The organism is Chryseobacterium kimseyorum (assembly GCF_025971945.1).
Classification (GTDB): domain Bacteria; phylum Bacteroidota; class Bacteroidia; order Flavobacteriales; family Weeksellaceae; genus Chryseobacterium; species Chryseobacterium kimseyorum.
Genome location: NZ_JAPDHW010000003.1, coordinates 31,728 through 51,915 on the forward strand (window position 1 = coordinate 31,728; position 20,188 = coordinate 51,915).

Annotated in this window: 22 protein-coding genes; 20 read left to right on the forward strand and 2 right to left on the reverse strand. The window is 32.6% G+C overall.

The features are described from left to right. Positions 1–53 precede the first annotated feature (53 nt). The 11 genes from OMO38_RS05145 (at position 54) to OMO38_RS05195 (ending at position 9,261) form a co-directional block, all read left to right on the forward strand. Positions 54–494 carry a helix-turn-helix transcriptional regulator gene (locus OMO38_RS05145; RefSeq protein ID WP_264749148.1) on the forward strand — a complete coding sequence of 147 codons (441 nt, stop codon included), beginning with the start codon at positions 54–56 and terminating at the stop codon, positions 492–494. Next, positions 491–1,732, forward strand: coding sequence for a site-specific integrase (locus OMO38_RS05150; protein WP_264749149.1), 1,242 nt, complete (start codon positions 491–493; stop codon positions 1,730–1,732). The genes OMO38_RS05145 and OMO38_RS05150 overlap by 4 nt, the downstream gene beginning before the upstream one ends. Before the next feature lie 7 nt (positions 1,733–1,739). Then, positions 1,740–2,525: a DUF2214 family protein gene (locus OMO38_RS05155; RefSeq protein WP_264749150.1), complete on the forward strand. Its 786-nt coding sequence runs from the start codon at positions 1,740–1,742 to the stop codon at positions 2,523–2,525. Positions 2,526–2,637: 112 nt separating this feature from the next. Beyond that, positions 2,638–3,015: a helix-turn-helix domain-containing protein gene (locus OMO38_RS05160; RefSeq protein ID WP_264749151.1), complete on the forward strand. Its 378-nt coding sequence runs from the start codon at positions 2,638–2,640 to the stop codon at positions 3,013–3,015. Further along, positions 3,012–4,241, forward strand: a complete 1,230-nt coding sequence (locus OMO38_RS05165) for a primase-helicase family protein (protein WP_264749152.1) — start codon at positions 3,012–3,014, stop codon at positions 4,239–4,241. Before OMO38_RS05160 ends, OMO38_RS05165 begins: the two co-directional genes overlap by 4 nt. A gap of 221 nt (positions 4,242–4,462) precedes the next feature. Further along, complete coding sequence (locus tag OMO38_RS05170) at positions 4,463–5,341, forward strand: toprim domain-containing protein (protein WP_264749153.1); 879 nt, start codon at positions 4,463–4,465, stop codon at positions 5,339–5,341. Between the two features lie 147 nt (positions 5,342–5,488). Then, positions 5,489–5,938, forward strand: coding sequence for a plasmid mobilization protein (locus tag OMO38_RS05175; RefSeq protein ID WP_264749154.1), 450 nt, complete (start codon positions 5,489–5,491; stop codon positions 5,936–5,938). Beyond that, complete coding sequence (locus OMO38_RS05180; RefSeq protein WP_406567278.1) at positions 5,931–7,079, forward strand: relaxase/mobilization nuclease domain-containing protein; 1,149 nt, start codon at positions 5,931–5,933, stop codon at positions 7,077–7,079. Before OMO38_RS05175 ends, OMO38_RS05180 begins: the two co-directional genes overlap by 8 nt. Before the next feature lie 23 nt (positions 7,080–7,102). After that, positions 7,103–7,735, forward strand: a complete 633-nt coding sequence (locus OMO38_RS05185) for a hypothetical protein (protein WP_264749155.1) — start codon at positions 7,103–7,105, stop codon at positions 7,733–7,735. Positions 7,736–7,880: 145 nt separating this feature from the next. Next, positions 7,881–8,984: a Fic family protein gene (locus OMO38_RS05190; protein ID WP_264749156.1), complete on the forward strand. Its 1,104-nt coding sequence runs from the start codon at positions 7,881–7,883 to the stop codon at positions 8,982–8,984. Between the two features lie 124 nt (positions 8,985–9,108). Further along, positions 9,109–9,261 (forward strand): hypothetical protein, encoded by a 153-nt coding sequence (locus OMO38_RS05195; RefSeq protein ID WP_264749157.1) that lies wholly within the window; start codon positions 9,109–9,111, stop codon positions 9,259–9,261. 66 nt (positions 9,262–9,327) lie between these two features. On the opposite strand, the gene OMO38_RS05200 is transcribed toward OMO38_RS05195, so the two are convergent. Together OMO38_RS05200 and OMO38_RS05205 are read right to left on the reverse strand one after the other, a co-directional pair. Next, positions 9,328–10,422, reverse strand: a complete 1,095-nt coding sequence (locus OMO38_RS05200) for a hypothetical protein (RefSeq protein WP_264749158.1) — start codon at positions 10,420–10,422, stop codon at positions 9,328–9,330. Between the two features lies 1 nt (position 10,423). Beyond that, entirely contained in the window at positions 10,424–11,239 is an 816-nt protein-coding gene (locus tag OMO38_RS05205) for an RNA polymerase sigma factor (protein WP_264749159.1), read from the reverse strand. 377 nt (positions 11,240–11,616) lie between these two features. Here OMO38_RS05205 and OMO38_RS05210 point away from each other — a divergent pair, with 377 nt between their 5' ends. From OMO38_RS05210 to OMO38_RS05250, 9 genes are all read left to right on the forward strand, one after another. Further along, positions 11,617–11,850 (forward strand): helix-turn-helix domain-containing protein, encoded by a 234-nt coding sequence (locus tag OMO38_RS05210; protein ID WP_191180916.1) that lies wholly within the window; start codon positions 11,617–11,619, stop codon positions 11,848–11,850. Between the two features lie 396 nt (positions 11,851–12,246). Continuing rightward, positions 12,247–12,450 (forward strand): hypothetical protein, encoded by a 204-nt coding sequence (locus OMO38_RS05215; protein WP_264749160.1) that lies wholly within the window; start codon positions 12,247–12,249, stop codon positions 12,448–12,450. Further along, a complete protein-coding gene (locus OMO38_RS05220) occupies positions 12,443–13,594 on the forward strand; it encodes a hypothetical protein (protein WP_264749161.1) in 1,152 nt (383 codons plus the stop codon). Before OMO38_RS05215 ends, OMO38_RS05220 begins: the two co-directional genes overlap by 8 nt. 86 nt (positions 13,595–13,680) lie before the next feature. Beyond that, on the forward strand, positions 13,681–14,868 hold the full coding sequence (locus tag OMO38_RS05225) for a hypothetical protein (RefSeq protein ID WP_264749162.1): 1,188 nt from the start codon (positions 13,681–13,683) through the stop codon (positions 14,866–14,868). 182 nt (positions 14,869–15,050) lie between these two features. Next, a complete protein-coding gene (locus OMO38_RS05230) occupies positions 15,051–15,440 on the forward strand; it encodes a hypothetical protein (protein WP_264749163.1) in 390 nt (129 codons plus the stop codon). A 2-nt stretch (positions 15,441–15,442) separates the two neighbouring features. Beyond that, the gene (locus OMO38_RS05235) at positions 15,443–16,123 is read left to right on the forward strand and encodes a hypothetical protein (RefSeq protein WP_264749164.1); all 681 of its coding nucleotides are present in this window, start codon (positions 15,443–15,445) and stop codon (positions 16,121–16,123) included. Between the two features lie 312 nt (positions 16,124–16,435). Next, entirely contained in the window at positions 16,436–18,331 is a 1,896-nt protein-coding gene (locus OMO38_RS05240; RefSeq protein WP_264749165.1) for a DUF4365 domain-containing protein, read from the forward strand. A gap of 341 nt (positions 18,332–18,672) precedes the next feature. Further along, positions 18,673–19,011, forward strand: coding sequence for a hypothetical protein (locus tag OMO38_RS05245; RefSeq protein WP_264749166.1), 339 nt, complete (start codon positions 18,673–18,675; stop codon positions 19,009–19,011). Positions 19,012–19,110: 99 nt separating this feature from the next. Then, the gene (locus OMO38_RS05250) at positions 19,111–19,692 is read left to right on the forward strand and encodes a hypothetical protein (protein ID WP_264749167.1); all 582 of its coding nucleotides are present in this window, start codon (positions 19,111–19,113) and stop codon (positions 19,690–19,692) included. Positions 19,693–20,188 lie beyond the last annotated feature (496 nt).

Here is a 20,188-nt window from a genome sequence, read left to right on the forward strand (position 1 = left end):
CCAGATTTTGCAGTAAGTACTGCTCGGAAAAGTTGGGAAGAAGGCAAAAACAATTGGCAAAAGAAATTCAAGCAAAAAAAACACTGTTAGAAAACTCAGTTTCTAAAATTGCTGAATTGCAAACACGACCTTATATATCTGTGAGTGAAGCAGAAATGCTTTTTGGAATTTCAAAAAACACCATTCACAGATTAATTAAAAGTAAAAAAATACCTGCCATCAATTTGGGAGAGCGACTTACTCGTGTAAGCAAAATCGATATAGAACAAATGTTTACGGCAGTTGAAATGCCAGATCAATCCAAGGAAATTCCTGAAAAACCCAATTTTGAAGTTGGTAATTGTTATACAATTTCCGAAATTAGTTCAAAATTCTACGCTGATCCAGGAACTGTAACAAACTTAATTAAAAGAAACAAAATTCCGACAAAGAAAGTTGGAAGTTTCGTGTATGTTCCTAAAAATTTAATTGATAAAATTTTTGACGGAAAATGAAAGAGTTATTAAAAACCAAAGTTACCGTACGATTGCGAAAATCCGAATTCCGAAAAGAATGGTTTATTTACTTGGAAAGTTATCCTGTGATGATTCCTGGTAAAGATAAAGTTCAAAGAATCCGGGAATATTTGAATCGAAGCGTCACAACCGTAGATTTTGATAAAAAAAGACCTGCAAGAACAACTCAAGAATCCGTCTCATTTAAACCTAAAAGAGATGACAATGGTATTATTGTTTGCAAAAGCGAAAATGACCGCGAGACAATGTTCTATGCAGATTCTATGCGTAAATTACGTCAGAGAGAATATGACAATATTGAACTTTACAGCGAACTCGACAAAATTCAATTAGAACAAAAAGAAAAATCGCAGGAGAATTTTGTGAGGTATTTTGATCGGTTGGTTAATAAAAGACATAAAAACAATTCCGAATCTATTCAGATAAATTGGTATCGTTCGATAGAATTTCTAAAAGATTTCGGAGGCGAAAAAATTATGTTTTCTCAGATCAACACAAAATTCTGTGAACACTTTAAATCATATTTGTTGACTGCAAAAAGTGGTAGCAATAAGGAAGAGATTATTTCTCAAAATACGGCTTCAACTTATTTTTCTGTATTCAAAGCTGCATTAAAACAAGCTTTTATTGATGGATATTTTACGACTGACATTTCTGCTAAAATTAAAGCCATTCCGCACGAGGAATCAAGACGAGAATATTTGACACTTGATGAACTTAATACTTTAGTTGCAACGCCGTGCGAACTTGAAGTTCTTAAACGAGCAGCACTTTTTTCAGCTTTAACAGGTCTACGACATTCCGATATTCAGAAACTAACGTGGAAAGACATAAGTCTTGAAAACGATCAGGCAAAAATAAATTTTACACAAAAAAAGACAAAGGGTGTAGAATACATGCCGATGTCTAAACAAGCATTACAACTTTGTGGTGAAGTAGGTCTTCCAAATGATTTGATTTTTAATAATCTGACCAATCCGGCTTGGATTTCCCGACCACTTAAGAAATGGATTGAAAGTGCAGGAATTAACAAAAAAATAACTTTCCATAATTTTAGACACACTTTTGCAACACTTCAACTTTCGAGTGGGACTGATATTTACACAGTGAGTAAAATGCTTGGTCATACGAACGTAAAAACTACGCAGGTTTATGCAAAGGTTGTTGATGAAAAGAAAAATAAAGCTTCAACTGCTATTCATCTAAAAAACTTATAAAATGCACTTGAAATTTTTCGAGTATATTGTCATCTACCTTTCCGTTCTATTAGCATGTATAGTAGGGGGAGCGCTAGCAAGAGTTTCTTTTCTTGGAAAAGGTGGTGACGAATATACCGCAAATATTGTATTTTGGTCAATCACAGCATTAAGTATATTATTTTATGCATTTATCATTTTATTTCTCGATGGTATAATTGTCTTATTCAGAAAGATTTTCCCTAAAAAAGGCAGTTCCGAAAATTCTACTGAAGATTTGATCCCATCTGAAAATCTTGAGCATGTAGGGGACAAGCAAAAGCAAATAATTGATGAAAATGCACCAATCTATTTAGTCGAAAATTCGGAGGAAAACATTGTGAATCAAACTACTGAATCCGTAAATCTGGAATCTATAAGAAAAACTCAACTCCTGCAAAAGCAACAGAATGAAAGTGTAAAACTACAAATCGCTCTGGATTATACTCGGAATCAATTTGCATTATATCTAACAGATGAAGATCTTGATGCAGTTTGTAATGCAGTAAGTTTATATTCGAAAAAAGAAGGGATTCCTAACGATATTTCTGTCCACACCAAAGGATTAACTAATTTAGATCTTTATCATTTCGGTTGGAATATTTGGAATTATTTTAGACCAATAAAACAGGAAGAAATTTCAAAATTATTAAAAACTGTATTTGTTTCGCTTGATGATATTGATTTAGACAGTATCAAGTCACATTTGAAAGATGAATCTCAAAAAGGTAATATCAAAATTCAGGAAGATTTGACAGACTACCAAAAAACATAAAAAATCACAAAATGAAGTGTATGTGTAGTGATTCCTCAGTGATCGCGTGTTTATAACGATCACTGAGGAATCACTTTTTTTCTTTGCACCATAACAATTAAAAACAATAGTTATGGATAGCAATGACATTTCATTTGAAAATCTGCCACGAGCAGTAGCGCATCTGGTTAGCGAAATAGCCGAAATTAAATTTCTGGTAGAAAGGAAAGAACCTCCGATAATTCCCGTAAAAAGAATTCCGATTGATATTGCAGAAGCTTGCCAAATTATAGGTAAGGCGAAACCTACTGTTTATACTCTAGTGCGGAAAAGACTGATTCCTTGTTATAAAAATGGCAAGAAACTCTACTTTTTTGAAGATGAACTACTGGATTGGATTTCAAAAGGAAAGAAAAAAACCTTACAGGAAATCCAATCTGAAGCGGAAGCCAGTTTCAGAAAAAATTCAAGAAAGGCAAATGTAGATTCTAACCAAAATCTACAAAGATGAGCCAAAAAATTCCTTATATAAGAGTTGGTACAACTTACTATAAAGTAATTGAAAAGCCACTAATTTCTGGCGATAAAACTTCAGTTTTGGTTCGTTGGAATCGAGAAACAATTGTGAGCGATCACGGCAAAACATATGTTTCAAATGTGCCAAAATTTGATGGTTTTTGTTGCATTCCGGAGCATTTAAATTATCAACAAATCGTTCAAGGTTTTTATAATATTTACAATGAAATTCCATTTGCTCCTTCATCGGAAACGGAAGATTTAAAATCTAAAATTCAATTTTCAATGAATTTTGTAGCGCACATTTTCGGTGAACAACTGGAAATGGGTTTGGATTATTTGAAAATTCTCCTGCAATTTCCAACACAAATTCTACCAATTTTATGTTTGGTTAGTAAGGAAAGAGCGACCGGGAAATCAACTTTTATCAAGTGGCTGAGAGAGATTTTCGGCTTGAATATGACTTACATCAAAGGAGATTCATTCGGAAGTCAATTCAATTCCGATTGGGCAGCAATGTTGTTGGTAGCAATCGATGAAGTTTTCTTTGATAAAAAAGAAATTACAGAAAGACTGAAATATCTATCGACAACTAATAAAGATAAGTTGGAAGCCAAAGGAAAAGACAGAGAAGAAATAGATTTTTTTGCCAAGTTTATTTTGTGTTCCAATAACGAAGAGAATTTTATTCAGATCGACGAAAACGAAATCCGATTTTGGATTTTGAAAATCAATCCTATCAAAACCGAAAACACTGAGTTTTTGAATAACCTCATTTCCGAAATCCCCTATTTTCTCCGCTATTTAATCGAAAGACCATTTTCAACGGAAAAGAAAACACGAATGTGGTTTTCTGCCGATGAGATCAGAACAAAAGCACTTCAAAAATTAGTTTTTAAAAACAACAATAAACTCGAATCTAAGATCATTGAATTGCTTTATGAGTTTTTTGAAAGCAACAATGATGAAGAAATTAATGTCGTTCCGCAAGACTTGCTGAATATGATGAATAGGATGTTTCGCCCAACTTACTGGACAAGAAATGATATCCGAAATCTTTTAAAGGAAACTTGGAAATTGAATCCACAAAATAATGGTTTGACTTACATCAGATACGACCTTGATTTTGCAGGAATTTTCTATCAAAACAATTCAGTTGGTCGCTATTTCACCATAAAAAAGGATTTTATTCTTAATAAACGTGTTGAAATGTTGAATTGATTGATAATGAATAGAAAATCAAACACTTTAAACTCAACAAAATCCTCAACAAACTTTTAAACCCAACTTTTTGTTGAATGTTTGTTGAGCGCAAAAACTCTAGTTTGTTGAATTGTTGAGACTTTGTTGAGTGTGTAAATTGTATTTAATCAACAAGTTAAAAGATTTACTCAACAATTCAACAAAAAATATTTTACTCAAAACACGGAAAATTTACAGCTATGAACTGCAAACAATTCAACAGCATATCGTTGGAAGAAGTCCTCCTTTCTCTCGGACACCTTCCAACGAAACAAAATGAAAAAGAAGCTTGGTATCTCAACCCTTTTGCCAGCGAATCCCAAGCATCTTTTAAAATCAATAAAAGTTTAAATAGGTGGTACTTATTTTCAGAAGGAATCGGTGGAAACAATACTGACTTTATGAAGAAGTATCTCGTTACTTCAGTAAATGGAGTTTTAATTTGGGCAGAAAATCAGAACTTTTCTTCTTTTCAAAATCAAGAAATTTCTAATCGGAAGTCAGAAAACCCAACTAAAAATTATGAGATACTTGACGTAAATGGAATCCAGCATCCTGCACTTTTGGAATATTTAAGAGAAAGAAAAGTTGGAAATCAAACTCAGTTCTTAAACGAAATTCATTACCGAATGAATGATAAAAACTATTTCGGAATTGGTTTAAAAAATGATTCTGGCGGTTACGAAATTCGTAATAAATACTCCAAAATTTGTTTGGGTAAAAAAGATATTTCTACTATAAAAAATGGATCAGAATCGCTTCGGGTTTTCGAGGGCTTTTTCGATTTTCTTTCCTTTAAAAATGTTGAGAATTTTTTAGAAAAAGAACCTTCTGATTATATCATTTTGAATTCGGTTTCGATGATTCACAATATTAAAAGTTCACTAGGAAATTATGAAAATATCGAGCTTTATTTTGACAATGATGAAGCCGGAAATCGTGCCGTTGAAATTATTAGAAATGAAAATCAAAACGCAGATGATTGTCGGGTTTTATATTCAGATTTTAAAGACTTAAATGACTGGATAATTCACAGAAATCCATCACCTGAAAGACATGTAAGACAAAGGCGAAGGTGAGTAAAATAAATACAGGTAAAATATGGTGGTATGTTAGTGCAAAAAGTACCCAAAGTTTACAATAAGCGTAACCGCTGATTGCAAAATTGGGATTTTTGATTTCTTCCTGTCGTCAGAAATGTTTTGAAATACACTAAAATTAATGAAATGAAAAATGAATTTTTACAAGATTTTATTAGACAAGCCACCAAAGAAAATGAAACCAAAATTGCTCAGGAAAAAAGAAAAAAGCATTTTCAAGAATTGGGTAGAAAAGGTGGCTTAAAAACCAAAGAAAATAAAAAGCTCGATAAGGTTATTTCAATAAGAATGACCAATCCTGAATATAAAATTCTGCTTGAGAAACAAGAAAAATATCCGCTAAAACTATCAACGTATATCCGATACGTTTTGTTCGAAAAAGAACTTAAAATCAATGAATTTCAAACCGATGAAATCTTGCTTCAATATGGTACTCATTTCAAAAAAATCACCAATCTTTTACGAAATCGAGAATGGAATGTTTTTGAGAACAAGAAGGAAATATTAATGAAAATTGAAAATCTAATCGAATTGATTCATCAATATTTATATTCAAAAATTCAGGAAAATGAATAATTCTGCAACCACAAGAACCATTACAAAAATTGCTTTGGAATATAATGGCAATGACAAGGGAACAGCCGAAATGGTTTCATCAAATAATCTTTTGAGTTCAACTTCAGAAGGTCAGTTTCACGAAATGAAAATTGTTGCAGAACGTAATCCAAAAGTGAAGAAATGGGCTTTAACAGGCTATATTTCTCAACCCGAAGAAATTGGAAGAAAGTTAACGGATCAAGAGTTTACAGAAATCGCTACTAAAGCTTTAGAAAAAATTGGAGTGAGCGATAAGAATCAATTTCGATTGGATATTCATAACAGTACGAAACAAAAACATATTCATTTTATCGTGAACAGGATTGATATTTCGGGAAAATGTACAGTAAAATCACACGATGTTGGAAGAAGATTCGGAGAAGCTGTTCGGGAAGTCTGTAAAGAGAAAGGATTGTTAACCGATGTCGAAATTGGAATTCAGAAAAAAGCGGAGATGCTTAAAAGCTTGACCGAAGCCATTAGGTCAGAAGATAATTTTGATAATCTCATCTCAGAAATGAAGAAAAAAGGTTTTGAAGTTCAATTGTCTTCAAATGTTAAAGATGGAATTTCGGGAATGCGCATTGTGATGGAAAAGGACAAAAATCATCAAACTGATAGGATTTATAAAGCTGGTTACAAATTATCTGAAATCTCAAATCAGCTGAAAATTTCAGAGATAAAATCTGTATTTGAAATGAAAAAAGTGGTCAGGGAAGCACAAAAACACACTGACAATTTAAAGGAATTTCGGGAAAATATGCAAGGAAAAGGATTCTCTGTAAAGATTAAATACAAAGGAGAATTTATAGCCGGTCAAAAAAATGAAATCCAAGACTTTTGGATAAAAAAAATTGGGAGTAGTCAAGAGAAAAACGGATTCTTTTTTCTGAAAAATGTCGGGTTCTCTCTTTCTGCAATAGATTTTGATCTTGGTGATGCGGTAAAATCATTGAATCAAAATAGTGTTATAAATGATACAAGTAATCATCTGAAATCAGAAAAAAATGAAAGCCTAATAGAAATTGCAGGTGGATTATTGGGTGACTTCCTTAATCCAACCTATGTTTCACAGGACGAAGATGAACTCTGGAAAAAGAAGCGAAAATTAAGACGATAATCAAAAATTTTAAAAGAATCAATATGGAAAATGAAAATCAAGAATCCAAAAGTAGCGGAATGGAAATTTTGGAAAACGTAATAAAATCAAATGAGAATAACATTGCCTCAAATTTGGAGAATAGGGAATCTAATGCCGAATTGAAATCCAATATCGAAGATTTCTTATTAGCAATTGGTCAACTGCAATTAGACTTTGGAGTCGTAAAAGAAATTCACAGTGAAACATTGGGATTTTATGATTTAGAGCAAATCAAAAGAGCTGAATTTCTTGCCAGTATTCCTACCCAGATAGAGACAGTGCTAGCTAAAGAAACTAGCGAAGGTTTACAAAATTTTGGAAAGGATGTAAAATGGAGGAAGAAATTTTTTTGGAGCGGAATTGGAGTCTTTGTCTTTGCGGTTTTAGTATTTGGTGCGTCCGTCGCTTTCGCAACCAAATGGTACAAAGAAAGTATCAAAGCCAAAAGCGAATTACGCCAAGATATATTAAAAGAAATTGCTGATGAAGGAAAAAAGATCTACGATGAAGATGAGATTAAAATATTGAGTGAAAATACTCAAGTGATGCAATTGTGGATTAAGAATAATCCAAAAAAAGCAGAAGATTTTCTGCGGTTTACAGATGGATATGAAGCTAGTATGCAATCAAAATAAATGGATAATGGATCCAATCAAATCTCAAGAAATGTAGTTCTAAAAATGCTGATTCTATCAAAAAACAAATAGTGAGCCGATTAAAAACATTAATCGGCTCATATATTTAAGTATATTTGAGCCAAATAAATTATTTAATCAGTTCATGGAATATATTTGGCAATCAGAAGATTTCCCGACATTCGTATTTAATAAGTCAGAAATCGTTCCGATGATTCAACAGTTTGCGCACGATTTGGGTGAAATATCTGGAATTATAATGGGCTTTTCTGAAGAAAATAAACAAGATTTATTTGCTGAAATTATGCTTTCTGAAGCACTAAAAACATCAGAAATTGAAGGAGAATATTTTAGTCGGGAAGATGTGATGTCCTCACTGAAAGCCAATTTAGGTATCAAAGATTACCATCAAAACAATCGGAACAAAAAGGCAAATGCCATTGCACATTTGATGATAGAAGTCCAAAACAGCTATCACAAGCCAATTTCTGAAAAAATACTTTTGGATTGGTATCATATCTTGATGGAAAATGAAAAAGGAATAAATGCCGGACAATTTCGAACAGGAATAGAACCTATGCAAGTGGTCTCTGGTAAATTTGGTGATTTCGTCATCCATTATGAAGCGCCACCTTCTGAGGATTTGCCACTGATGATACCGCAATTTTTGAAATGGTATAATGACTTTGAAATGAACGATATTGGAAAAATCGGAGAAGGTGTCGTGCTTTCGGCATTAGCGCATCTATATTTTGAGACGCTGCATCCTTTTGAAGATGGAAATGGGAGAATCGGACGTGCTTTAGCGGAAAAAGCTTTGTCCGAGAAACTTGAAACCCCTGTTTTTATTAGCATTTCAAAATCTATCGAAAAGGATAAAAACCGTTACTACGAAGAATTAAAGCTGGCTCAGCGAAATCTTGAGGTAAACAGCTGGATGCTTTATTTTTGCTCAATATTGCAGGATGCTTTACTCGATTCTAAAAATCAAGCACTTTTTACTTTGAAGAAAACTTTGTTTTTCGATCAATTTAAAAACCAACTTAATGAAAGAGAATTGAAGGCTATTCAGAAAATGACAGAAATGGGAGAAAATTCTTTTTTTGGCGGAATGAATGCGAAAAAGTATATGTCTATCAACAAAATTTCTAAAGCTACTGCAACCAGAGATTTACAACATCTTTCCGAAATTGGAGTTTTTCTAAAATCGGGTGGTGGCCGTTCCATTTCTTATCAGTTGAATTTGTAAATAATCAAATGTTATTTTGGGATGTTCGTTATTTCAATCAAAATAGATGTTTTCGTATGAAATAGCAATCATTCGTATTATTAACTATGTAAACCTTCTGAAGTTCAAACAACTGTTACAGCAAATGGGAAAAAATAATAAGCTCGCAAGAGAGCGAGTAAGACTCACAAACTTACAGGTTTTTGAAGAACAGACATTAGATGTTCAACATTTCAGTGCTAAAGTTTTGGTGAAAAAAGAAACCCACGCCGTTGTATACACCAGAAAAAGTAGTTAGTTTCCAGCATTTAGTGAGTGTTCAAAACCTCACCCTACGGGTTTACAAGCACCCTCAATTTTTTAGCTATCCGATGATCAATTCGATACCGGCCTTTTCTGCTTTGTATTTTATTTTGGTCTGCAATTCATAGTAGCTCCAATTGCGAAGTACAAACTCCTGTTCTTTTGCAATCCCAATTTTGTCTTCCTGATCTTTTAGAATCAGTGTGCCCGCCTGTTGCCGGATGCAGAAATCAATGAGCATACGGCTATACATATGAAGATGATGACTGACAAAACGATTTTCGAGATTCTCTGTTTTGTGCAGTGCCTTCTGTTTCCGTTTGGTTCCGTGTCCTGAACGAGAGTAAGCGACTCCGGCTCGAATCCTTTTATTACTGGCCTGGATCGCCAACCTGCGGTAGAGGAATTCCTCTTTCGAGCCAATATTCATTCGCACATTGTTGGCTTTTACCACAATTGGATGTTCTAATGATAAGGTAGCTTCAGCAATAATTTCGGGTTTTAAACCGTGGTCTTCCTTTTCAAATTCGAAGACGGCCAGCCAAAAGATTTTACCGTCTTTCAGTTGTACCTGTGAGTTGCACAGCTTGATCTCTTCTCTTAAAAGGCGTTCCAGTATCATATGTTTATCACTGAAATCTCTTCCTAAATACGTTTTAATCGGAATGGCAAACATATTGAAAGTGAATGCTTTCTTCTCAGAATTATATTTCATTTTGCTGATGCACTTGACAGGAAGCGGAATTGGAATGTCTTTTTTAAAGTTTCTCAGTGATTGTGATCCCTGCCAGTAGTCAGCTTTATTTTTAGAAAAGGTGGACTGGATTGTATTGTTCAGGCATCCCAGAATGTCGGTGGGGATTTCTCCCTTGAATCTGTCAAAGACTAAGCGTGCCGTGGTATTTGTTTTCGAACGGTCGAAGATTCCCATTTCGTTTTTTTTTTCATCAGCTAACTTATATTGGATTTCTTCTGTCAGGTAAAAGAAATCCTTGATCATTTCCTGTACATACAGATGGGAAACAATCAGATTAGCCGCCCGGAAGCAACGGTTCTGATACCGGTAGAGTTTTTCCCACATCTGGCTTTTATCATCGGATGGAACATCAATTAACAGTTGAATTTTCCGGGTCAGGGTTATCGTGGATTTTTCCATATCAAAGTGGTATTTCAGAAGTGTTTTGATTTTGCAGATGCTGATAGGCGTACAGAAATTCCCGATGAACTTCTTTTTCCGGTAGTTGGAGTTCTTGTGCAATCACTGCAAAAGAAGATTTCTGTTCAAATCGTCTTTTGATAATCTCGAGCTGCTGACTGCTGAGTTGTTCTGACTGCTCTTTTTTAAGTGCAGGTTTTTCCTCTGGCTGCTCAAAAGAAGTGACTTTAAGAATTTTCCGAAGCTCCTCTATTGCTTTGCTCACCTCTGTGCTGATGCCTGTCACGCTGCTTCCCATAGCTACTGCAATGGGTTTATATTGAAAGCCATATTCAAGGCAGAGTTCTATCAAGTGTTTCCTTTTGGGGTTCAGTACGGGTAAAACCTTTGTGATTTCATCAAATCTTTTCTGGTCGGATTCCTGACTATGTAGATACTCTTTATCTTTCAGAGGATCATAACCTGCAAAATAATCCTGATAATTCTCGAAACTATCAAGAGAAGCCATTAAGCGGCTGAATTTATTCCGGGGAGCACTGACATATGCTATACAATCCCTTTTCATTACAAACCGTAAAAAGCCTGTAATATGATCAGGTGTCTCAATGGTCTCGCGGTGCAGCCACAATTTGAGAAAGGTATCCTGAACAATAGTGTCCACTACAAAATCATCCTTCAAAACCTGCCATCCAAGCCAGAAAAGAAGTCTCTTGTGGCGTAAATGAAGATGTTCGAGAGCAATGGGATTTCCTTCTTTCAACATTTTATACAGCTGAAAATCGGTTAACTTTCGAGGCAAAGTGTTTGTTCTTTTCATAAGCAGCGTATCTAGCTAAATTATTGCTGGAAGGAACTGCTTATATCTAAAGAAGAATTCTAATTACATCTTAACCCTCATTCTTTTAGTTTAGCAAAAAAGAAAAAGCGTGGAACTCAACTTACCGATTGGAGGTACTGGCATACCGAGCAACGATAAGAGAGCCCACGCCGAAGTCGTGGGCACATTTACTTATCAACTCGTTGCTTTTTGAAAAGTGCCAGTTTTCCAATCGAGAATCTAAGCAATAGCTTCTTTATTTCTTTGAACTATCGCAAAGTTACAACCTTGTAACTTATACCACAAATGTAATAAAAAAAGTTTAATTACGGTCGAACGACCGTAAAATTTCATTAACAAAATATTTCTTTTGTCATATGATTGACATAAACGAGAAAATTTGCTCTTTTATAACCAAGAATTGGTTACTGCCATGGCTTAAAGAAAATAAGTCACAAAACTCGTTCGCTAAAAATCACGATGTGGAAGAAAGTACTATACGAAAAATTAAAAGTGATAATACTTATAGAATTCCTGTTGAGACACTTTACAAAATTTGCAAAGCGAGAAAAATAACTTTAGAACAATTTTTCCAACTAATAAATGAATAAAATACCGACGAGAGTTGGTATTTTTTGTTTTTAGAAAGGTGCAACATGACTATCTAAAATTAGGTAAAAACACTGAGTTTTTAATTTTCAATTTTCTTTATTTTTATTCTTCCTTAAAAATAAAGAAATAGCTAAATCGTCATTCTATAAAAGGAAGCATTTTGATTACTGCTATAAATATAAATTGGGATAAAATTATTTAAATTTTTTTTACAATTTACGGTATCACGCAATTTGTTAATGATTGGAATAATTATCTTTGAATTCTATGTATTCGTGAATGATCACCAAAATATAAGCGGCCATTTATTAAGATAAGACACGACAATCAAACCAAAAAAAAGCCACAAAGTCAATTTTTAATTGACTGGACATATTTGAAACTAAAGAAACCATATGGAAAAAGAACTTAATAGCGGAAAAGAAGTTGTTAAAAATTTCATTTCACAGATGGACGACATTCCGAATGTTGATAAGAAAACAGCAGAAGTTATTTCGTCTTTGCACGAACAGAATAAGCTTACCGAAAAGAACTTGCAAAATGCCCTGGATAATTTATTACTTGAAGAACTAAAGAAAACTCAATCTGAAAATGAATAAAATCAAAACCATTTCAATAACAGGATTACGCGGTGTTAAAAAAACGCTCAATCTTATGTTAGACGGTAAATCAATGCTGATATACGGTGATAATGGAACTGGTAAAAGTTCTGTAACCGATTCCGTCGAGTGGCACTACAAAGATGGGGTCGGGCATTTATCTAATGAAGAAGTCGGAAGAGATGGCAAAAATGCTCTTAGGAATATATTTCTTAAACCCGATCAAGAGGCAAATATTAAAATTGGATATTCGAAATCCGTTTTGGATAATAAGAAATCAATTGACAGCTCATTAAAAGTAGTAAACTCAAATAGCTCAACAGATTTTTCCCAGTACTTTGAAAAATCTACCTCAGAAAACTTGATTCTTCGATATAAAGACTTGGTGAAATTTATTATCGCAACAAAAGCAGATAAGCTAAAATCGCTTCAAGAAATAATTGGATTTAGTGATGTACAAGAAATGCGAGCTTTACTAAAATTGATGACAGGTAGAATCGCCAGACAAATTAAAGGAAATTCTTACCGCGACAAAAAGTCTTCACAGCAAGCTATTCTACTTGAAAGCATCAGCCAAAACATCACGTCTTCTCAACAATTCTTTGCAAAAGCATCAGAATTAGTTTCTTCACTTGGAATAACAGCAGATATCAAAACATTTAATAATGTTAAGATAGCCTTGAAGTCTATCGAAACTAATGAAGAAACAAAAACAGTCGAAGAAATTGCATTTTACAATAAAATCTCTGACAATCTCAATACAACATTAATTGAATTAGAATCTTTACAAAAAGACTATAAAGCATATTACGATGCATATTGTACATTAGGAAAAGATTCATCGAAAGTCAGTAATCTTCAGCTTTTAGCATTACTTCAAGAAGGTGTTAAAGTCATCGAAAGCGAAATTTATAAAGAAGATGCCTGTCCATTGTGCGAACAAAGTTTAGATAAAGTAGAACTTTTAAAAAGTTTGAATGAAAGGATTGAACTGTTACAAGAAACTAAATCTGAGTACGACAAATTGAGTCAAGATTCTGAAAGGCTAAAAACAAACTTGCGAAACGTTTATTCTTCGTTATTGGCATTATTAAGGGAAAAGAATTTTACCCTAGATAAAAATATCGATTATAAAACAATATAAATCTAGTCAAAGATAAAGTCGCCGATATTGGAAAGGACTTAGCTAAAAATCTACTATCAAATCAAACGCTTGAAGATTATCATGCCTTGATTATTGATCTGGAGATTATTAAAACGGCGAGTAAAAATGCGAAATCACAAGCAGAGCTTTTGTCTGAAGTAATTAAAGGAAATAATAAACTGCAAATCCATACAAATCTAACACGCGCCTACGATGCCTATTTGGCATACAAAAAAGTTGAGAAAGAAGAAGAAGTATTAATCAAGCAACAAAATACACTAAATGCTTTATACTCTGAATTTGTAAAAAAACAGGAAGAAGCTTTGCAGGGATTTTTAACGAATTTTTCAGCGGATATAAATCGCTATTATGTAGAAATGAACCCTGATGAATATGTTGATAACATCCAACTTGTCCCGCTAAAAGATAAGTTTGACGATTTATCAGGAATCACGATTGAGTATTATTTTTATTCAACGAAACAGAGTCCACCAGTAGCACTACTTAGCGAAAGTCATTTGAATTGTCTCGGTTTGGCGTTTTTTCTTGCATCGATTAAAGCTTTTAATAAAGAAAATAAATTCTTTCTGCTCGACGATGTGATTTCAAGTTTTGATCGAGCACATCGTACAAGATTCATCAGATTGCTTTTGAATAATTTTAGCGAATATCAAATTATTTTATTAACCCACGAAAAAGATTTTTTTGAGATCGCTGCAAGTGAAGCAAAGAAAAAAAACTGGTTAATCAAATCTCTTTTTTGGACCGCAGAGGAAGGTACATATTTTGAAGAAACGATAATTAATCTTAAAAATAGGATTGAAGAAAAATTCAAATCTCGAAAAATTGATGGTTTAGGAAACGATATTCGAAAATATGGGGAACGCCAAGCAAAAGCAATTGCTTTTAATATTGAGGCCAACTTGGCATTTCGCTTCAATGATCGAAATGAAGAAAGAATGATGAACGAACTGTTATCTGGAATACAGGGAAAAACAAACAAACAATCTCCTCGAGACTTAAAACCAAAAAACATTGTCGATCGCATAATGGCCTCGCCAATGCTTATTGGAAACAAAACTTCACATGATAATGATTTTACAGAGGATATTAATGACTTAAAAGTTTTTTACGATGATGTAGAATATTTTGTTCAAACTTTATATTGCTCTCAAGACGGCTGCAATTCATTTGTATCGATGAAAAATTTTGATCTGGTCAATGAAAAAATAAGGTGTAATTGTGGAGCTTTAAATTTTGATTGGAAGAAATAGAGCACAACCGCAAACATACGCTAAACTACCATTGCTAGTGGCTTAACTAACCAAGGTTTTTACTTCTGAAACTCTCCTCTTAGCTTATAGATCCAAGTCGTCTCCTAGCGCAAGTAAATTAGCGGCAAGTTCAACAAAGACATAACTTTTAGATATAAAATGAAAATCTAAAAATTTAAACGATGATAACACCCGAACAAGCAAACGACATTCGAGCCTTTCTAATTAAGGAGCTAAACAATAATGGTTTTAGCGACGTCGTGACACAAGTTAATACGAGACTTGAAGAAGAATATGAAGAAGAAAAATTTGAAGGGCAATCCCGTCATCTTTTAGATTTTTATCTAACTGAAAGCATTGAAATTTTAGAGAATTTATCAAATAAAAATTTTCAAGGATTGATAAATCGTTTGAATGAATTCACAAATGGTAAAGAAAAAATTAAAACAATTAATGTTGAACTTTTAAATTCTGGGGAACAAGTCTATTATAGCTTGAGTGAATTACCAAACTACGAAAAAATTATTTCCACCTTCCGAGAAATTTTACAAGAAATTCGCAAAGAAAATTAACTATGACAGTAGCAGACGTAGCTAGAATAAAAGGACAGATTACAAAAATTCTTCAAGCGAATGCAGGTATTTCACCTGCACGGACAGTAAATCTTTTGCCTACAAGAAGTTTACAAGGCAAACTTTATGAAGCTCATGTTCTCGCAACTATAATTGAAAATTTAGTATCTCAAGAAGGGCTTCAAATCACTCTTATCGGCGGTAGTGTATTAACACTTCGTCAAAAGGGCGGACAAATTAATCGTGCTTACCCATATTTTGAAGTAAGGAATGGTGGAGTGCTTTTAGGTGAATTGTTTATGGATACATACTTTGCAACTATTAGCTTTCAAATGCGTGGTGCTCCAATTAGAAAAACAAACGGAGATTATCACGAACTTGACATTGCTTTACTTCGACCAAATCTAATAGGATATCCTCAACATACAGACGTAATACTAGCCGTCGAATGTAAAAATACTTCCATAAAAAAAAGTATCATAAGAGAATTACTAGGTTTCAGGCGAGAATTAGCTTTTTATACCGGTGAAATGCAACCGACACCTTTCAATGTTTATCCTACAAATCAGACTATGTCTTATCCAAATTCTGTGCATATGCTTTATTGTTCAGACAGTAGAATAAGCAGGTATACTGAAAATTGCTTACAATTTGGAATACTTTTACAACACCACAGAATTTAAAATGATGATTTTCGACAGTTATATTCTACGAGACAAACGGCAACTCAGCTAGAAAGCGATATAGATTAATTTAAATTAAAAGAATTTTATGAATTTGCATTGTTAGGCGAAATGTATCAGCTCACATCTTTATAGTCGGTAGTTTGTTAAATGTTCCTTTATTTTAATTTGTAAGTTTGAAAAAGAAAAAAAGTAGTTACAAACGCTAAATTAATTACATTCGAAATATTTAAAAATCACTTTTGATAGATATTTGCAGTGACAATCTTTTGGTGGGTTGTAAAAATTAAATCAAAATTAAATTTTGTAAAAATGCCTCAGAGAACTAAAAATCATATAATAGAAGATGAGTCGCGATTAGCATTTTATAATTCGCTTCCAAAGCATTGGGTTTATAGAGATAAAGATAAAGATTATGGAGTCGATTGTGAAGTAGAAATTTTTGATGAACTTGGTAACGCATCCGGGTTGATATTTTGGGTTCAGTTAAAAGCAACAGAAAGCCAAAGTCTCAAGATCATCGAAAATATGCTGTTCAAGCCTGAAAAAGTTTATCAATATCATAGTTACTCCATACCTGTAATGATTGTTCGATATTCTAAATTTCAAGATAAATTATATTTCAGATGGGCAATTGATTATACCAACCAGAAAAAAACTCTAAATAAAATAAAGGTAGGTTTCGATGATAGTCAAGTTTTGGAAAACGATTTTGAGCAAAAAATCATAAGCTATTTGCAGAGATATAGAACTGTATCCAATAGCAATATTACTTTTCCAATTAATACTGTAGTCTTAAGACATAATGGTAATTACAAAATACCAGCAGTAACTATTGAGTATATAAATAAAATAATTTATAAAAACCCCAAATACTTTAAACTCGTAAGAAAAGAAGATCAATCTTTACTTCAGATAAAAGTGAAAGAGGACATAATTTATTACACATTAACAGATAAGAATTTTTCTTCCTCTTCATATGAATCTAAAAGTCTTACTAATGAAAGTTTCAATTTTTTTAATGAAGTTATATTGAGTAGTATTTCCATACTTCTTTATACGTGTGAAAATGAGAATTTGGGCAACGAAATTTTTTTTGAAAATAATTTATTGCAAACAATTAAAGACAACAATGATTACCTGATTCATTTTCTTCCTTATCTACTTTCTGGAAATTTCTATCAAGAAGTTCTTAATAAATTAGATAATATGTTTGATGAGAACTCGGATAATATGATTCAAATTATTTCATTGGTAGTACAGATGTCTGCAACTAATGGAGATGCAGTACGAAGAAAAGTTTTTGAGGACTTTCTTCATAAACAGTTTCAATATTCAATGCTGAGAGGGGAGGATTTATCTTTATCCGCAGCAGCGTATAATTTAGGAAATCATTATAAATCACAAGGCAAACACTCTGAAGCTTTATTCTACTATTTAAAAGCTAAAAGATTCAATCCTTCTTATTTACTGCAAAACTATTATTATTTCGAGTTAGGAGGCATTTTCTTTTCACTACAAAAATATTCTCTTGCGATAAAATGTTATTCAAAATCGATAGAATTAAATTCAGATAATAAATATGTGAAAGCTCATTTAGGTGATGCCCTTATGTATGATGGGAAATTTGAAAAAGCTGTTGAGTCTATAGATGATTTCTTAACTGAGCAAAGTCAAACGGAAATAGAAAAAAATGAATGGTTTTTAAAATATTTCTGTTTAAAATCACTGCTGTTAAGTGGTTATCCAACTGAGCAAAAAAGAAATTCTTTTGCAGCGCAAAAATCATTAGAAATAGATAAAATTCAAGAAGCATTAGATTATGATATGTTGTACGAAAATGCTTGGAGAAAAAACGGGGTGTTAGCATCAAAAGATCCAACAAAAAAGCTTGAGACCTTTATTTCTTTTTGTATGAACTCTATTCTTAATACAGGCGATATTATTGCTTGGGTGAATGCAATAGTTTCTGGCTTCTCCACCGATGAGGATTCTAATATTGTTTATCAAGTCATTAAAGTTGCTTATTATTATAATGGGCAGGATCTAATCAATTATTTAAACGAGGAATTTTATATTAATAATTCCAATTTGATAGAACCTTTACTAAATATAATTGACAGTTTGGATTTACCTGAACCCAAGAAAGAATTTGCAGTAAGAATATTTGGAGATGAAGTTAATTATTTAAAAATAGATTTAATATAATTGATTGCTTTGACTATTATCCCAGGAAAAGCTAAGGCTGTTTCAAAGTCTGAAAATATTGATAAATTCACATAGTGATTTTTCATCAGGTAAAAATTCGTTATTATGATAAAAACATTTTCAATAATTACATATACATTTTTTGCTATTAGCTGTTTTGGACAAACTAAAACAAGTACTCCTTGGTTTACTTGTTATTTACCAAATGGATTAAAGTGTTCAAATATATTACCTACAGATAATACAATTGAAAAAGTAGGATTTCATTTTGAGCCGAAGGCGAGAACATGGACAGCTTCCACAGATTTGGACGAATACATATAGTTTTTAAATCTTTTACAATGGAGGCGCTTTTCATCTTAGCTGTTAATAAAAAACCTTACTCCTCAGAAAAAATCAAAGAATTTGTAAAAAGTATAGATGAAGATAATAGCAGTTATAATTACTATTTCGGAACACACAAGTATGGTCATCATTGGGGAGTTAAAGCGAATATACAGACATTCATTAAAGAAAAAATATTAGATGAATCTTTTTTATTATCCGCATTAGGTAGTCCTGTAGAAATAAAAGATTCACTATTCGATGGAAAGCCTGCAAAATGTTTTGTATACCTTATAGAAGGTGTTCGTATCTATTTTGTTGAGGGTTTTGCTGTGGGGATGGATGAATTAAAATAAATTAATGAGATTCTAAAATTAATTATACTTTCATTTTTTAAAATTGCGAGTATAAACTCAATTTTTAGGAATCTCAAAAACGATTAGAAAACCAAAACTATGGAGTTTATTCATTTCGTAACTAAAGCGACCTTTGATAGCTTGGAAGATAAAGATATTAGAGCAGAAAATCATTCCCAGGGTTTTGGAATTTTTATATACCCATTGATTAAAATTGATTTTAAAGCACCTAACCCAGAGTTTGTTGAAGAAGAATATGAAATTAATTACAAGTTATCGATAGAAGAATCATGGGAAGCAATTGGTGCATCACACATCAGGCAAGCAAATGAAAAAGTAATTGGTCTTGTTTTTAATCTTAGTCCTGAATTTTGGCCAATCGAAATTAATATTGATGTGGGAAGTGATATATCGAAACAATTTGCAGCGAAATTTGATCAGCTTAAGTCAGATGAGGTTTTCTATAAGAATAATTTAAATCTTTTGGAAGTTGTTGAAAGTATTTCAGCGAAGAAGTATTCCCTTGAGACGAAATTCAAGGTTTTATCAGAATCAGGCTTAAGATCATTAATTGAATGCTATAAAAATTCTGGGGGAGGAATTTGGGGAGCGATTTCAGTATATTGTTTAGTGACAAAAAATATTGAAGCGAACATGATAAGTCGAATCGTGAAATTTTAAAATGTCTTTGCACGATATGATATGGACGTTATAAATTAGTTAACTGATAGTAAGGCTAAGCTGCAAAGTTCAACAGCAGTTCTTTAATTGAACTTTTGTACAAAATTGAGGATTTTTGCTTCGATTGCCCAATCATCGGAAAGTCCCCAAACGACGAACCTATTCGAAATAAGAAATACGTGATTAAAAAAATAAATAGAAAATACCGACGAGAGTAGGTATTTTTTGTTTCTTGAAAGTTGCGACATAACTATTTAATATTAGGTAAAAACACTGAGTTATTATTTTTCCATTTACTTTATTTTTATTTTTCCTTAAAAATAAAGTAATAGCTAAATTATCATTCTTTAAAAGGAAGCATTTTGAATATTGCAGAAAATACAAATGGGGAGATAAAAAATTTAATTTTTTTTTGCAATTTACGGTATCACTCAATTCGTTGATGTTTAGAATAATTATCTTTGAATTCTATTATTTATGAATAATAAGAAAACAT

Coding starts and splice junctions, on each gene's coding strand:
- OMO38_RS05150 (WP_264749149.1), top strand. CDS start 491: ATGAAAGAGTTATTAAAAACCAAAGTTACCGTACGATTGCGAAAATCC.
- OMO38_RS05160 (WP_264749151.1), top strand. CDS start 2,638: ATGGATAGCAATGACATTTCATTTGAAAATCTGCCACGAGCAGTAGCG.
- OMO38_RS05165 (WP_264749152.1), top strand. CDS start 3,012: ATGAGCCAAAAAATTCCTTATATAAGAGTTGGTACAACTTACTATAAA.
- OMO38_RS05170 (WP_264749153.1), top strand. CDS start 4,463: ATGAACTGCAAACAATTCAACAGCATATCGTTGGAAGAAGTCCTCCTT.
- OMO38_RS05175 (WP_264749154.1), top strand. CDS start 5,489: ATGAAAAATGAATTTTTACAAGATTTTATTAGACAAGCCACCAAAGAA.
- OMO38_RS05180 (WP_406567278.1), top strand. CDS start 5,931: ATGAATAATTCTGCAACCACAAGAACCATTACAAAAATTGCTTTGGAA.
- OMO38_RS05185 (WP_264749155.1), top strand. CDS start 7,103: ATGGAAAATGAAAATCAAGAATCCAAAAGTAGCGGAATGGAAATTTTG.
- OMO38_RS05190 (WP_264749156.1), top strand. CDS start 7,881: ATGGAATATATTTGGCAATCAGAAGATTTCCCGACATTCGTATTTAAT.
- OMO38_RS05195 (WP_264749157.1), top strand. CDS start 9,109: ATGGGAAAAAATAATAAGCTCGCAAGAGAGCGAGTAAGACTCACAAAC.
- OMO38_RS05200 (WP_264749158.1), bottom strand. CDS start 10,422: ATGGAAAAATCCACGATAACCCTGACCCGGAAAATTCAACTGTTAATT.
- OMO38_RS05205 (WP_264749159.1), bottom strand. CDS start 11,239: ATGAAAAGAACAAACACTTTGCCTCGAAAGTTAACCGATTTTCAGCTG.
- OMO38_RS05210 (WP_191180916.1), top strand. CDS start 11,617: ATGATTGACATAAACGAGAAAATTTGCTCTTTTATAACCAAGAATTGG.
- OMO38_RS05215 (WP_264749160.1), top strand. CDS start 12,247: ATGGAAAAAGAACTTAATAGCGGAAAAGAAGTTGTTAAAAATTTCATT.
- OMO38_RS05220 (WP_264749161.1), top strand. CDS start 12,443: ATGAATAAAATCAAAACCATTTCAATAACAGGATTACGCGGTGTTAAA.
- OMO38_RS05230 (WP_264749163.1), top strand. CDS start 15,051: ATGATAACACCCGAACAAGCAAACGACATTCGAGCCTTTCTAATTAAG.
- OMO38_RS05235 (WP_264749164.1), top strand. CDS start 15,443: ATGACAGTAGCAGACGTAGCTAGAATAAAAGGACAGATTACAAAAATT.
- OMO38_RS05240 (WP_264749165.1), top strand. CDS start 16,436: ATGCCTCAGAGAACTAAAAATCATATAATAGAAGATGAGTCGCGATTA.
- OMO38_RS05245 (WP_264749166.1), top strand. CDS start 18,673: ATGGAGGCGCTTTTCATCTTAGCTGTTAATAAAAAACCTTACTCCTCA.
- OMO38_RS05250 (WP_264749167.1), top strand. CDS start 19,111: ATGGAGTTTATTCATTTCGTAACTAAAGCGACCTTTGATAGCTTGGAA.